General features: G+C 64.7%; 12 protein-coding genes and 1 pseudogene. 4 read left to right on the plus strand and 9 right to left on the minus strand.

Translation table 11 applies throughout. The annotated features are described in order from the left end of the window. Positions 1–78 precede the first annotated feature (78 nt). Positions 79–726 carry a glutathione S-transferase family protein gene (locus ACSKB8_RS14985; RefSeq protein ID WP_438104920.1) on the plus strand — a complete coding sequence of 216 codons (648 nt, stop codon included), beginning with the start codon at positions 79–81 and terminating at the stop codon, positions 724–726. A 198-nt stretch (positions 727–924) separates the two neighbouring features. On the opposite strand, the gene ACSKB8_RS14990 is transcribed toward ACSKB8_RS14985, so the two are convergent. From ACSKB8_RS14990 to ACSKB8_RS15015, 6 genes are all read right to left on the minus strand, one after another. Continuing rightward, complete coding sequence (locus ACSKB8_RS14990; protein ID WP_438104921.1) at positions 925–1,089, minus strand: hypothetical protein; 165 nt, start codon at positions 1,087–1,089, stop codon at positions 925–927. An 80-nt stretch (positions 1,090–1,169) separates the two neighbouring features. Beyond that, positions 1,170–2,714 carry a hypothetical protein gene (locus ACSKB8_RS14995; protein ID WP_438104922.1) on the minus strand — a complete coding sequence of 515 codons (1,545 nt, stop codon included), beginning with the start codon at positions 2,712–2,714 and terminating at the stop codon, positions 1,170–1,172. 93 nt (positions 2,715–2,807) lie between these two features. After that, positions 2,808–3,794, minus strand: a complete 987-nt coding sequence (locus ACSKB8_RS15000; protein ID WP_438110535.1) for a hypothetical protein — start codon at positions 3,792–3,794, stop codon at positions 2,808–2,810. Between the two features lie 412 nt (positions 3,795–4,206). Further along, complete coding sequence (locus ACSKB8_RS15005; RefSeq protein WP_438104924.1) at positions 4,207–4,704, minus strand: TPM domain-containing protein; 498 nt, start codon at positions 4,702–4,704, stop codon at positions 4,207–4,209. 3 nt (positions 4,705–4,707) lie between these two features. Continuing rightward, the gene (locus tag ACSKB8_RS15010) at positions 4,708–5,574 is read right to left on the minus strand and encodes a TPM domain-containing protein (RefSeq protein ID WP_438104925.1); all 867 of its coding nucleotides are present in this window, start codon (positions 5,572–5,574) and stop codon (positions 4,708–4,710) included. 199 nt (positions 5,575–5,773) lie between these two features. After that, positions 5,774–6,376, minus strand: a complete 603-nt coding sequence (locus ACSKB8_RS15015; protein WP_091881097.1) for a LemA family protein — start codon at positions 6,374–6,376, stop codon at positions 5,774–5,776. A gap of 142 nt (positions 6,377–6,518) precedes the next feature. On the opposite strand from ACSKB8_RS15015, the gene ACSKB8_RS15020 reads away from it, so the two are divergent. Genes ACSKB8_RS15020 through ACSKB8_RS15030 form a run of 3 tightly spaced genes read left to right on the plus strand, consistent with a single transcriptional unit; the run spans position 6,519 to position 9,737 of the window. Next, positions 6,519–7,370, plus strand: a complete 852-nt coding sequence (locus ACSKB8_RS15020; protein ID WP_438104927.1) for an enoyl-CoA hydratase — start codon at positions 6,519–6,521, stop codon at positions 7,368–7,370. A 6-nt stretch (positions 7,371–7,376) separates the two neighbouring features. Beyond that, entirely contained in the window at positions 7,377–8,525 is a 1,149-nt protein-coding gene (locus ACSKB8_RS15025) for an acyl-CoA dehydrogenase family protein (protein ID WP_438104929.1), read from the plus strand. Between the two features lie 15 nt (positions 8,526–8,540). Continuing rightward, positions 8,541–9,737 carry an acyl-CoA dehydrogenase family protein gene (locus ACSKB8_RS15030; protein ID WP_438104931.1) on the plus strand — a complete coding sequence of 399 codons (1,197 nt, stop codon included), beginning with the start codon at positions 8,541–8,543 and terminating at the stop codon, positions 9,735–9,737. Positions 9,738–9,954: 217 nt separating this feature from the next. Here ACSKB8_RS15030 and ACSKB8_RS15035 read toward each other — a convergent pair whose 3' ends face one another. The 3 genes and pseudogenes from ACSKB8_RS15035 to ACSKB8_RS15045 form a co-directional block, all read right to left on the minus strand. Further along, positions 9,955–11,076, minus strand: coding sequence for a xanthine dehydrogenase family protein molybdopterin-binding subunit (locus tag ACSKB8_RS15035; RefSeq protein WP_438110537.1), 1,122 nt, complete (start codon positions 11,074–11,076; stop codon positions 9,955–9,957). Positions 11,077–11,103: 27 nt separating this feature from the next. Beyond that, a pseudogene (locus ACSKB8_RS15040) lies at positions 11,104–12,275 on the minus strand (xanthine dehydrogenase family protein molybdopterin-binding subunit); the annotation flags it as partial. Positions 12,276–12,401: 126 nt separating this feature from the next. Further along, positions 12,402–13,487 carry a S1C family serine protease gene (locus tag ACSKB8_RS15045; protein ID WP_438104933.1) on the minus strand — a complete coding sequence of 362 codons (1,086 nt, stop codon included), beginning with the start codon at positions 13,485–13,487 and terminating at the stop codon, positions 12,402–12,404. Positions 13,488–13,553 lie beyond the last annotated feature (66 nt).

The raw sequence follows: 13,553 nt of genomic DNA on the forward strand, positions 1-13,553 counted from the left end.
GCTTCGCTACGCTCGCAATGACGATGCCGTACTATCCCGATATAATTTCACGACCACATTCGTCGTCGTGAGGTCCCCGTGCCCAGCTATCGCCTGCACTACTTCCCGGAATCCGGCAACAGCTACAAGCTGGCGCTGATGCTCACGCTTTGCGGCGAGAAATTCGAGCCGGTCTGGACCGATTTCGGCGGCGGCGTCACGCGCACGGCGGAATGGCGCAAGGCCGTCAACGAGATGGGCGAGATCCCCGTGCTCGAAATCGACGGCGTCAAGATGACGCAAACGGCGCCTCTCCTGCTCAAGCTTGCCGATCAGTACGGGCGTTTCGGCGCCGAGACCGACGAGGAAAAGTTCGAGCTGTTGCGCTGGCTGTTCTGGGACAACCACAAGCTTACCGGCTACATGGCGACCTACCGTTTCATGCGCGCCTTCACCGAGAAAAACGATCCGCAGGTGCTGAAGCATTTTCGCCGGCGGCTCGAGGATTTCCTCGGCATCCTCGACGAACACCTCCAACACAATGAATTCGCGATCGGCGCAAGGCCGACGGTCGCCGATATCTCGATGATGGCCTATCTGCACTATCCGAGCGACGAGCACGGCTTCGAATTCGCCACGAGCCATCCCGCCATCCACGCCTGGCTCGGCCGCATGGCCGCCCTGCCCGGCTGGAAGCCGGCCTATGAGCTGCTGCCCGGAAAACGGATGACGAATTACGCGAAGTGAGGGCTTCGTTCTTCTCCCTCTCCCCGTTCTTACGGGGAGAGGGTTGGGGTGAGGGGCCTCTCTCCACACATGAGATCGCCGAGAGGCCTGTACCCCTCACCCGGATTGCACCTTCGATGCAATCCGACCTCTACCCGCAAGCGGGGCGAGGTGAACCCGCGGCTTGCTCCGTGCTTTCAATCGAAAGAGCTTGCGCAGCTACCGCAACGCCAGCCAGCCGAGCGTGAACAGGATTCCGCCGACGATGACGGCAACAGCGACCGCCCAGGTGCTGACGCGGATGCTGCCGGTGACCTGCTTGGCTTCCTCATTGCGCGCGATCTCGCGATTGCGCTCCTTGTTCGCCTCGCTCGTATCCGTCATGGGTCATCCAAATCGCTTGGTTGCTTTATCTTGCGCGTGATCTTTTCGAAGAACCGCTACACACTTTTTCGGATCACGCGCTAACGCGTCTTGATGAAGCACATGCCGATGCGGCGCGAGGCCGCGGCAGCCTGACAGGTGAGACCTTTAGCACAGCTCCATGACGTAAAACTCTTGTCCGCCGTTCCCGATCCCGCAGTTTGCAGGGAACAATGCGCGCCCCAGCCGTCCTGATATTCGGTGCCAGCGAGCTCGCGGCTGCCGCGGGTCTGTGGCCGGCTGGCAAATCCGCGTGAGAAATCAGGGCGCTTGCCCGCGGCGAATGCGGCCAGTATGTCGCGGCGGCGAACCTGGTCGCCGAAGAAATGCGGCGAGGCCGGCACGATGGTGGAATTGGACGGCTGGTCCGCAAGCCAATCCACGCCCGGGAAATGGAAGCCGCCGATGCCGCGGGTCTGGTGGCAGCCGGCGCAGGTGACGTCGTTGAGGCGGCGCTGAAAGCCCGCGACCGAGCGGACGTTCTGCAGATCGATGCCGCGCGCGGCAGCCTGCTTCAAGGCACCGACCACGTCGTCATCGCTGAAAACGGGATCGTCCCTGCCCTCCGCTTTTCCTTCTCCCTGCATCATGCCGAATTCCGGCTGCAAGACGGAGGCATCGAGCCCGGCGGGTGTCGGCACCACCGCAGCCATCGCCAGGAATTTCTCGGGGATCAGCACCGTGCCGCGATCGAACTCGCGCAGATTTTCGGGCGCGAGCAGCCAGGCCTTGAAGTCGCGCCGCAACGCGTCGTCGGCAAGGATCCGGTCGCGGTCGATCTGGTTCTCCAGCGTCGATTCCTCGAACTGCTTGGTGGCAGCGTCGTACTTGAACACCTTGAGCAGATAGTCGGAGCGGAAATCATGCAGCGCCGATTTCGGCGCGACGGAGACCTGGATGTTGGTCTCGATACGATCGAGCATGGCATCGTGAGGGGAGAAGCGACTGCCGATCAAATCTTGCCAGTCGCCATTGTCGAGCCAGCGCCGCGCGATCTCGGCGCAGCTGATGGGATTCCCGTTCGTCTGGCGCGCATCGCGCGCCTTCATCACCAGATTGAGCGTCATCGGCAGGCGCGTTGCGGTCTTGCCGCCGTCCGGCCTGCTCTCGAAACGCGCGAGACGGTAGATCAAGCGGATCTCGCCGCAGGCCTCGTCCGAGACATAGGCGCGGTCCATGCGGTTGACGATGCCGGCGAGGACGAAACGCGTGTCGCGGGATTTCAGATTGGCGAGATCGAACAATTGCACTTCAAAACCCTCGCCGACGCCAATCGTCTCGCCCGGATATGTCGCCTTGTACCGAGAGATGTAGCGGTCGAATTCCGCATCGATCGCCGGCGGAATCGCTTTGAGCTGCAGTAGCGACGAGAACAGCAGGTCGGTCGTGAGCGGAACGTCCGCGTTCCGCTCGGGCCATAGCAGACGCGCGATCGTGAGCGCGTCGCTCTGATCGAGCCAGCGCAACAGATCGGGATCGGTGATCGCGGTGCCGCGCGCCAGTTGCGCGTTCTCCGCCGCCGAAAGTGAAACGACGCCGCCCAACAATGCAGCGACAGCAACGAGAATTCGCAACGCGCGGCTCATGCCTCCAGTAACACCGCGCGGGGATGCCTATTCAAGCAAAAAGGCGCTTCACATGGTGGTGAAGCGCCTCTTCGAAAGTCGAATATCGGACGCTCAGCGCGCGACGATCAGGCCCTTGCTGGTGACGACCACCCAGCGGCCGTCCTGGCGGCGGATCGCATCGACGCGGCCGACGCCGGGGATGGGATCGCCGGGATAGACTTCGTAGAGGCCGTCGCGGCCCTCGATCAGCGCACCGCCATTGGCGGCGTTGCGCAGCCTCCAACCTTCGATCGTCGGCAGGCGGCCGACCTCGGTCTTGGGCGCGGCGGGCGTCGGAGCCGGGGCGGCCGCGGCGGTCGCGACCTGGGTCGGTGCGATCGAGCCGGTGGTCTCCTTGGCGGGCGCGGCGGCTGCGGCCGGCGCAGGGGCCGGCGGCGCGGCGCGGAGCTTGTCGACCATCTCCGAGAGCTTGGCGATCTTGGCCATCGGCTCGGCCTGCGCCTTCTCGAGCTTGTCGAGACGGTCGTTGGCCCGGTTGAGCTGGCTGACGCCGGTTTTCGAGCTGTGCTCGACATTGGCCTTGAGCGCGACGAGGTCGGCATCGATCCGCGCGACGGAAGCATCCAGCGCGCTGGTATCGGCGACCTGAACCGGCGCCGGGGCCGGGGCGGCAAAGTGCATCATGCCGGCGGTCGCGAGCGCGCCGCTGATCGCGCCGACGCAAGCGGCAATCGCCACCACCGCGGCCATCGCCGACAGGCGGCGCTTGCCGCCGGTCTCGCGCGGTTCCTCCGCCTTGACGTGGGGAGCAAAATCCTCGCGGTCCCAGGAGCGCTCCGAGGGCGCCATCACGATCAGCTTGCCGGGACTCGGCTCGACCTTGGGTTCAGCCTTGGACTCAGCCTTGACTTCGAACTTCGGCACCTCGATCCTTGGTGCCTCGATCTTTGGCGGCTCGACCTTGACCGGGTCAGGCTTGGGCGGTGCCTCGTGGTCGGGGGCGATCGAGGGGGCCTCGATCCCGGCAGCCTCGACGGCCTGCGGCGCGGTCGCTGCAGCTTCGACGGCGCCATGATCGAGGGCGGCCTGCTCGGGCATTGGTTCGCTCACGGCTCAAATACTCCAGTCTAAGTTGACCTTTTGGTAACTTTCATTGCTTGCGAAATCCTTACCTTAGGACCCGCTTACCGAAATTTTAGGAACTCGTCCGAGGCCGAATTTGGCCGGGAAAGTGGAACCGGCGTGGCGGCATGCAACAAATTGTAATCGAGGCAAGATGAACGGCCGCGCAACGGCCGGCCGACGCCCTTCGAAGCTCGCTGCGCTCGCGCCTCCAGCGATAACGGCTTCGCCGTTGCGCGAGGGCGATGGCGAGAGAGCCGGCCGCGCTGTCTCCAATTGTCATTGCGAGCGCAGCGAAGCAATCCAAAATCTTCCGCGGGCAAACTCTGGATTGCTTCGCTGCGCTCGCAATGACGGAGTGCGCGGCGCCTACCTCGTCACATCACAGTCACATCACCACCGGCGCATCCGGCAGCTCGTTCGAATGCGGGCCTTGCGGCGGGAAATGCCGCGCCAGCTCGCGCGACACGGCCTCGATGCCGGCGATCACGCCGCGTTCGAACTGGCCTGACCTGAACTCCGCCTCCATCGCCCGGCAGATCTTTTCCCAGCCTTCCGCGCCAACCTTCGCGTCGATGCCGCGGTCGGCCACGATCTCGACGTCGCGGTCGGCGAGTAGAAGATAGATGAGGACGCCGTTGTTGTGCGCGGTGTCCCAGATGCGCAGATGCGAGAACACATCGAGCGCTCGCGCCCGCGCCGGCTGGTTGCGGAACAGCGGGCGGCCGTCGAGCGCGCCTTCGACCACGAAGCGGACCTGGCCGGAATGGGTGGCTTCGCCCCGCTTGATCGCCTGCTCGATGCGGTCGAGCACGGCTTGCGGGAAAATCTGCTTTGCCCGCCAATGATGCTGCACGAGGTGTCTGGCAATGCGCTTCATGCTCATGACCTACCAGCTCCCCGAGGCGCCGCCGCCGCCAAAACTGCCCCCGCCGCCACTGAAGCTGCCGCTGTCGCTGCTGCTCGATGAGCCGCTGCTCCAGCCGCCGCCTCCCGATGAGCCGCTCGACCACGAACCGCCGCGCGAGGATCGCGTGCTTGGCCCCATCGCCGAAAACAGATCGGCGATGAATCCGATGATGAAGCCGAGAACGCCGAGGCCGATCGCAAGCGCAAGAGAGCCGAGAATGAGCCAGGTCAGCGCCGCGATGATGCCACCGGTCGCCAATGATCCAAGCAGCCGCCCCAGCATGGCCCGGAAGAACCCGCCGATCCCGATCGAGGCGAACAGCGTCACGATGAAGACCGGCGCGAGGTCGTCCAGATGGCCGAAGCTGACGGTCGGCGAGGGAACCGGCAGCGGCTCACCGTCGATGACGCGGATCATCCGATCGACACCATCGGCGATGCCGCCGCTGAAATCGCCCGCCCTGAATTTCGGTGTGATGACTTCATCGATGATCCGCCGCGACGTGACGTCGGTGAGCGCGCCTTCGAGCCCATAGCCGACCTCGATGCGCAAATGCCGGTCGTTCTTGGCGACGATGAGGATCGCGCCGTCATCGACCTTCCTGCGCCCGATCTTCCAGGCGTCGGCAACGCGGATCGAGAACTGCTCGATCGTCTCCGGTTGTGTCGTCGGCACGATCAAGACGGCGACCTGGCTGCCCTTGCGGTTCTCGAAGTCACGCAGCTTTTGCGACAGCGCGGCGATGTCGCCGCCGGATAGCGTGCCGGTCTGATCGACCACGCGGCCGGTGAGCTCCGGCACGGCGACGTCGGCAGAGGCTGGGAGCGCGAAGGCGAGACACAGCATGAGCAGGAGAACGCCGCGCTGTAAGAAGGCAGAATGGGCGCGCCAAAACCTCGCTGTCGTCGCCCGGCTTGACCGGGCGATCCAGTATTCCAGAGACGCCAGAGGACTACGGTGAAGCTGCGACGTACTGGATCTCCCCGCCTTCGCGGGGAATGACGGCGGTGGGTGGGGCTAAGGGCATTTGCGAAACGACGCGCGCTTACTTCGACGGCGCCGGGTTGAAGTCCACCTTCGGCGCGGTCGAGATTTCCTTCTCGTTCTCGACCGAGAAGTTCGGCTTCTCCTTGTAGCCGAACGCCATCGCGGTGAGGTTCGTCGGGAACGATCGGACGGTGACGTTGTACTCCTGCACTGCCTTGATGTAGCGGTTTCGCGCCACCGTGATGCGGTTCTCGGTGCCTTCGAGCTGCGACATCAGGTCCTTGAACAGGGCATCCGATTTGAGCTGCGGATAGTTCTCGGTGACGACGAGGAGCCGCGACAGCGCGCTGGTGAGCTCGCTTTGGGCGGCCTGGAATTTCTGGAAGGCGGCGGGATCGTTCAGCACCTCCGGCGTTGCCTGGATGCTGCCGACCTTGGCGCGGGCATTGGTGACGCCGAGCAGCACGTCCTTCTCCTGCTGGGCAAAACCCTTCACCGAATTGACCAGATTGGGCACGAGATCGGCGCGGCGCTGATACTGGTTCACGACTTCGGACCAATTGGCCTTGATCTGCTGATCCTCGCTCTGGATCGCGTTGTAGCCGCAATTGGTCAGGCTCAGCGAGGCCAGCGCCGCCAGCACGGTGAGGATCTTGCGCATCAAATTTCTCCCGGTGGAATCTGGTGCAAACTACCAGATTGAGCGCGTGAGAAAAGCAGCCGACTGACGCAAGCCTCTTGCCTATCCCTCGCCCACATAGTCAACTCGGGCAAAACAAGAACGGAAACGCCAGGGGAAAGCGATGAGCTCGTTCGAGACCATCCTCGTGGAGCGGCCGGAGCCGGCGATTGCCCGGATCGTGATGAACCGGCCCGAGGCGCGCAACGCGCAAAACCTGCAAATGACCTACGACCTCAACGCCGCCTTCGATGCGGCGGTGCAGGACGATGCGGTCAAGGTCATCATCCTCGCCGGCAACGGTCCGCACTTTTCGTCCGGGCATGACCTACGTCCCGGGTCTAAGAATGCCGCGGGCGTCGATTTTCCGCCGATTGGAAATTGGGGCGGTTTTGCCGAGCCCAATGCCCATGGCCGCTTCGCGCGCGAGCAGGAAATTTATCTCCAGATCACCCGGCGCTGGCGCAATCTGGCAAAACCGACCATTGCCGAGGTGCACGGCAAGTGCATCGCCGGTGGGCTGATGCTGGCCTGGGCCTGCGACCTCATCGTCGCCAGCGACGATGCGCAGTTCTGCGACCCCGTCGTCACCATGGGCGTCTGCGGCGTCGAATGGTTCGTGCATCCCTGGGAGCTCGGCCCACGCAAGGCCAAGGAGTTCCTGTTCACTGCCGACAGCTGGAGCGCGCAGGAGGCGCATCAGCTCGGTATGGTCAACCAGGTCGTGCCGCGCGCGGAGCTGTCATCAAGTGTGCTGGCGCTAGCGCGGCGGATCGCGACAAAACCGTCCTTTGCGCTGAAGCTGACCAAGGAGGCGGTGAACCGCTCGGTGGACGTGATGGGCCAGCCCGCCGCGATCGACCAGGCCTTTGCGCTGCATCAGCTCTGCCACGCCCACAATCTCCAGGAGTTCGGCATGATCGTCGATCCCTCCGGCCTGCATCCCTCCGTGCGCAAGCCGCCAGTGGCGGAGTAGCCCCCCATGGACCTCAATCTCAGTGACGAGCAGCGCCTGCTGCGCGAGAGCGCGGAACGGTTCGTGGCCGAAAGCTACGATGCCGATCATCGCCGCAAGATGGCGAGCGATCCGCTCGGCTTTAGCCCTTTGGTATGGAAACAGTTCGCCGAGCTCGGCTGGCTGGCACTGCCGATCGCGGAGGAATTTGGCGGGCTCGGCGGCGGCGCGGTCGATGTCGGCATCCTGATGGAAGCTTTTGGCCGCGGGCTGGTGTCGGAGCCCTATGTCGCAACCGTGGTGCTGGGAGCCGCGCTGATCGCTAGATGCGGCACTACGGAGCAGAAGCAAGCGAGCCTGCCCAAGGTAGCGGACGGATCACTGAAGCTCGCATTGGCGCATTCCGAGCGTGCGGCACGGTTCGATCTCGCCAAGGTCGCGATGGTCGCGGACAAAACGGCGCACGGCTGGCGCCTTTCCGGCAGCAAGATCGCCGTCCTCGACGGCCATGCTGCGGACGAGATCATCGTCTCCGCGCATGTTCACGATCATCGGGGACCTTCGGGACGGATCGGCCTGTTCCTGGTGCCGGCGACGACGCCGAGCATTGCGATCAGCGACTATCAGCGCCTTGGCGGCGGACGCGCCTGCAACATCGAGCTGTGCGACGTGCATCTACCCGAAGACGCTCTGCTCGGCGACGGCCACGACGCGCTACCCGCGATCGAATGGGCGGTCGATCGCGCCATGGCCGCGTTAGGTGCGGAAGCCGTCGGCATCATGCAGACGCTGCTCGACACCACGCTGGAATACACCAAGATACGAAAACAGTTCGGCCGTCCGCTCTCGGCCAACCAGGTGATCCGCCACCGCCTTGCCGACATGGCGATGCAGGTCGACGAATCCCGTTCGATGGCGCTGCGCGCCGCGCTCAAGGCGGATAGCCCGCCGGTCGAGCGCGCGCGAGCCGCCTCGGGTGCGAAGGCGAAGATCGGCAGGTGTGCGCGCTTCGTCGGCGAGCAGTCGATCCAGCTCCACGGCGGCATGGGCGTCACAGAGGAGCTCGAGGTCGGCGCCTACTTCAAGCGGCTCGTCGCCTTCGACACGCTGTTCGGCGGCAGCGCACACCACTATGCCCGCCACGCCGAGCTGAGCCGCACCGCCGTCTCGGCCTGAAACTAGGAGCGCATCATGGACCTGTCCTTCAACACTGAGGAGCGCGCCTTCCAGGACGAAGTGCGCGGCTTCATCGCGAAGAACCTCACCGAGGAGATGAAGCGCGCGACGGCGCTGACGCCGTCGGTGTTCTCCGATCCCGACATCGGCATGGCCTGGCAGCGTGCGCTGCACAAGCAGGGTTGGGGCGCGCCTGGCTGGCCAGTCGAATATGGCGGACCGGACTGGACACCGGCGCAGCGCTGGATTTTCGAGACCGAATGCGCGCGCGCCGGCGTGCCCAACGTCAACGTGATGGGCGTGAAGATGGTCGGGCCCGTCATCATCGGCTTCGGCAGCCCCGAGCAGAAGAATTTCTATCTGCCGCGGATTCTCTCCGGCGATGACTATTGGTGCCAGGGTTATTCCGAGCCGGGCTCCGGTTCCGATCTCTCGTCGCTGAAAACGCGCGCGGTGCGCGACGGCGACGATTACATCATCAACGGTACGAAAATCTGGACCACGCATGCGCATCACGCCAACCGCATGTTCGCGCTGGTGCGCACCAGCGACGGGCCGCGGCAGCAGGACGGCATCAGCTTCATCCTGATCGACATGAAGACGCCGGGCATCACCACGCGCCCGATCCTGACCATCGGCGGTGACCACGAGGTCAACCAGGTGTTCTTCGACGACGTGCGCGTGCCCGTCGCCAACCGCGTCGGCGAGGAAGGCAAAGGCTGGACCTACGGCAAATATCTGCTCGAGTTCGAGCGCGGCTCCGGCATCGCCTCAGCAAAACTGCGCGAGGGCCTGAAGGCGATCGCTGATCTCGCCGAGTCCGACCTGACGGGGCGCGCGATCGACAGCCCCGATATCGCGACGCGCATCTCGGAGGTCGAGGTCGACATCGATGCGCTGGAGATGACCGAGCTGCGCGTGCTCTCGGCGCTGCAGACCGGGCAAAATCCCGGCGCGGTGTCGTCGATCCTGAAGCTGCGCAACAGCGAAATCCGCCAAGCCGTGACGCGGCTCGGGGCCGACGTGATCGGCCACGACGCGCTCGCCGTCGAGCCGATGCGCCCGCTCTACAAGCTCAACCACGAGCCGGCGATCCCGGAGGAGATGCTGACGGTGCTGCCGGAATATCTCAACGGCCGCGCCTATACGATCTTCGGCGGCACCTCCGAGATCCAGCGCGACATCATCGCGAAGATGATGCTGGGGATTTAACCCCGGCTGTCGCAACACCCTCCGCTGTCGTCCCGGCCTAGTGCGCAATTGCGCACGGGGGCCGAGACCCATACTCCGGGGAGAAGCTGTGGTGCGAAGCTGATAACCACCAGCATTCGCCAAATTTAACTCGGTGATTATGGGTCCCGGCCCCCCGTGCGCAATTGCGCACTAGGCCGGGACGACGAGCTGAGTTTGGGGCAGCGACGGAGAACTCCTAACCCGCCTTCGCGTCCCGGATTGCCTGCCAGATCTTCTGCGGCGTCAGCGGCGTATTCAGCTGAGTGATGCCGAGCTCGGCCAGCGCGTCCATCACGCCATTGGTGACGCAGGGCGGGCCGCCGATGGCGCCGGATTCGCCGCAGCCCTTGGCGCCGAGCGGATTGGTGCGGCAGGGCGCGGAATCGTCCAGCGTCACCACGATCGGCGGCACGTCGTCGGCGCGCGGGATGCAGTAGTCCTGATAGCTCGCGGTGAGGAGCTGGCCGTCGGCGTCATAGGACACGCCCTCATACAGCGCCTGACCGATACCTTGCGCAACGCCGCCGTGAATCTGGCCCGTCACCAGCATCGGGTTGACGGCGATGCCGACGTCGTCGACGGTGGTGTAGCGCACGACGCGCGAGACGCCGGTCTCGGGATCGATCTCGACCTCGCAGATATGCGTGCCGTTGGGCCAGCTCGGACCATCCACCTCACCCTCGGAATCGACGCTGAGCTTGGCGCTGCTCTCCTTCTCGGCGAGATCGAACAGGCTGATGCGGCGGTCGGTGCCGACCACGGTGAGCATGCCGCCCTGATATTCGATGTCCTCGACCGAGGTCTCCAACACGTTCGCCGCTTTCTCGCGCGCCTTCTCGATCAGGTCGTTGGAGGAGACCGCAACGGCCGTGCCGCCGACGAACAGCGAGCGCGAGCCAACGCTGCCAAAGCCCATGGCGAGATCGGTGTCGCCCTGCACGACGTCGATCTTGTCCATGGCAATGCCGAGCGTATCCGAGATCATCTGGGTGTAGGTGGTCTGCAGCCCCTGCCCCATCGCCATGGTGCCGGAATGCAGGACGACGCGGCCCTGCGAGGTCGCGTGCAGGCTGACCTTCTCGGTATGCGCACGCCCGCCCGTCCATTCGATATAGGAGGTGAGACCGCGGCCGTAGAGCAGGCCCTTCTTCTTCGCCGCCTTCTTGCGCGCAGCAAAGCCGTCCCAGTCGGCGAGCTTCACGGCGCGATCGAGCATATGCGCGAAGGCGCCGGAATTGTAAACCTGGCCCGCCGCGTTCGTGTAGGGCAGCTGCGCCGGCTTGATGTAGTTGGCTTTGCGGATCGCGCGCGGATCCATGCCGATCTTGCGCGCAGCCGCGTCGAACAGGCGCTCGACGATGAAGACGGCTTCGGGCCGCCCCGCGCCGCGATAGGCGCCGACCGGCGCGGTGTGCGTCATCACCGACTGCACCTCGAAATGCACCAGCGGCAGATCGTAGACACCGGTCTGCACGAACGGCCCGAGCACCAGCGGGATGATGTTGGCCGCACCCGAGGAATAGGCGCCGGTGCAGCCGATCGACTTGACGCGATAGGCCAGCACCTTGCCCTTCTCGTCCAGCGCGAAGGAGGCGGTGGAGGTGAGGTCGCGGCCATGGGTGCCGCCGACGAACTCGTCGGTACGATCGCCGCGCCAGCGGATCTTCCGGTTCAGCTTAGTCGCGGCATAGGCGACGAGGCCATCTTCGGGATAGAGGTTGGTCTTCTGGCCAAAGCCGCCACCGATGTCACCGACCAGCACGCGCACGCTGTCCTTGGGACGCTTCAGCACGGCTTCCGCCAGCACGTCGCGGGTCGAGGCCGGCGTTTGCGACTGCACGTGCAGCAGCAGCGGCCGGTCTTCTTGTCGATCTCGGCAATGGTCGAGCGCGGCTCCATCGCGGAAGGAACGAGGCGCTGGCTGACGAGATCGAGCTCGACGGTATGCGCGGCCTTGGCAAACGCCTCGTCCACCTTGGCCGCATCGCCGTAAGCCATCGCGCCGACGATGTTATCGGGCGCCTCCGGCCACACCACGGGCGCGCCGGGTTTTACCGCCTCGACCGGATCGACCACCGCCGGCTGCACGTCATATTCGACCACGATCGCTTCGGCCGCGCTCTGCGCCTCAGCGCGCGAGGCGGCCACCACTGCGGCGACCGCTTCGCCGGCGTAGCGCACGATTTCATGGGCCAGCAGGCGTCGCGGCGGCACCGTCATCGGCTTGCCGTCGGGACGCTTGAAGATGTTGAGCGTCGGAATGCCACCGATGTCGTCCTTGACGAGGTCCGCGCCGATATAGACCGCAGTGACGCCCGGCATCTCAGCCGCGGCGCTGGTGTCGATCGAGACGATCTTCGCGTGCGCATGCGGCGAGCGCAGCACATGCAACCACAGCGCGCCGTCCTCCGGCTTGTCGTCGATGAATTGCCCCTTCCCGGTAAGCAGCCGCTGATCTTCCAAACGCTTGACGGGCTGGCCCGCTCCGAAACGCAAATTGCCGGGAAGAATGTTCATTCCGCTATGTCCTTGAAATCCGGAAAACGACCGCGGCGGTTTTAGCCGATTTTGCAGTCGATACAACCGAGCCGCAGCACATCAGCATTGCGTGCCACGCCCCTTTTGGTCGCGCAGATTGCGAGGTCAGGAACGCTCGATGTCGATGATGCCCACATTCACGTCGCGGGTATCCGAGCCGCGCTTGACAGTGAGGCGGACGGTCTTCCCGGCCCCAGCCTGCTCCAGCGCATCGGACAAGTCGGCGAGGCGCCGCACCGGCTTGCCTTCGACCGCGGTGATGATGTCTCCGACCGCTCCGGTCGATAAGTCGACACCGCGAATCCCTGCCCGTTCGGCAGGGCTGCCGGGGGCCGTCCGCACCACGATCACCCCTTCGACGCCAAGCCGCGTCGAAACATCCTCGCTGGCGGCGACGATGCCGATGCCGGGCGTTGGCACCCGGCCGTTGCGAATGAGCTCAGGGACAATCCGGTTCACGACATCGACCGGCACCGCGAACCCGATGCCGGCGTTCGAGCCGGACGGTGAGATGATCGCCGTCGTGACGCCAATCAGGCGGCCTGCGGAATCCAGCAGCGGCCCGCCTGAATTGCCTGGGTTAATCGCGGCATCAGTCTGGATCACATTGGCAATCTCCCGGCCGCCATGGGTCGGAAGCCTGCGCTTGAGGGCACTGATGATGCCGCTGGTCATCGATTGATCGAGCCCGAAGGGATTGCCGATCGCAAAGGCGGATTGCCCGACCTTCAGGTCGCTCGAACTGCCGAGCGCCACCGGCGGAGGGAGTTCGCGCACGCTCCGGATTCGCAGGACCGCAAGATCGTAATTGGGGGCCGTGCCGATAAGGTCCACCTGGGCCACCTCTCCCGACGCAAAGCGCACGGCGATCTCGCCGCCATTGGCCACGACATGATTGTTCGTCACGAGGTGACCCTCGCGGTCCCAGACGAATCCCGTGCCGGAAGCGCCGCCCTGGCTTTCCTCACCCATGAGAGGATTGGCCGCCGATCTCGCCGCCACCTGGACAACCGAAGGAGACACGCGCTCGAAGATGTCGATCGTGGCCTTTTCAGCCTCGGACAGCGGCCCGCGCTGCTCGACGGCTCGCGCAGTGGGAGTGGTCCACGGCGCATGCTGGATTTTCGCAGCAGTAATTACGAGCAGCAGAGCGGCAAGAGCTGCCGCGGCAATTCCGTATCGACAATTCATGGCGATCACCGCGGTGTGTGCTGAAAGCAGTGTTCGAAATGCACATGCATGAGATGGCGGACCTCG

Origin of the sequence: Bradyrhizobium sp. BR 1432 (assembly GCF_051547705.1) — a bacterium.
GTDB classification, from domain to species: domain Bacteria; phylum Pseudomonadota; class Alphaproteobacteria; order Rhizobiales; family Xanthobacteraceae; genus Bradyrhizobium; species Bradyrhizobium zhanjiangense.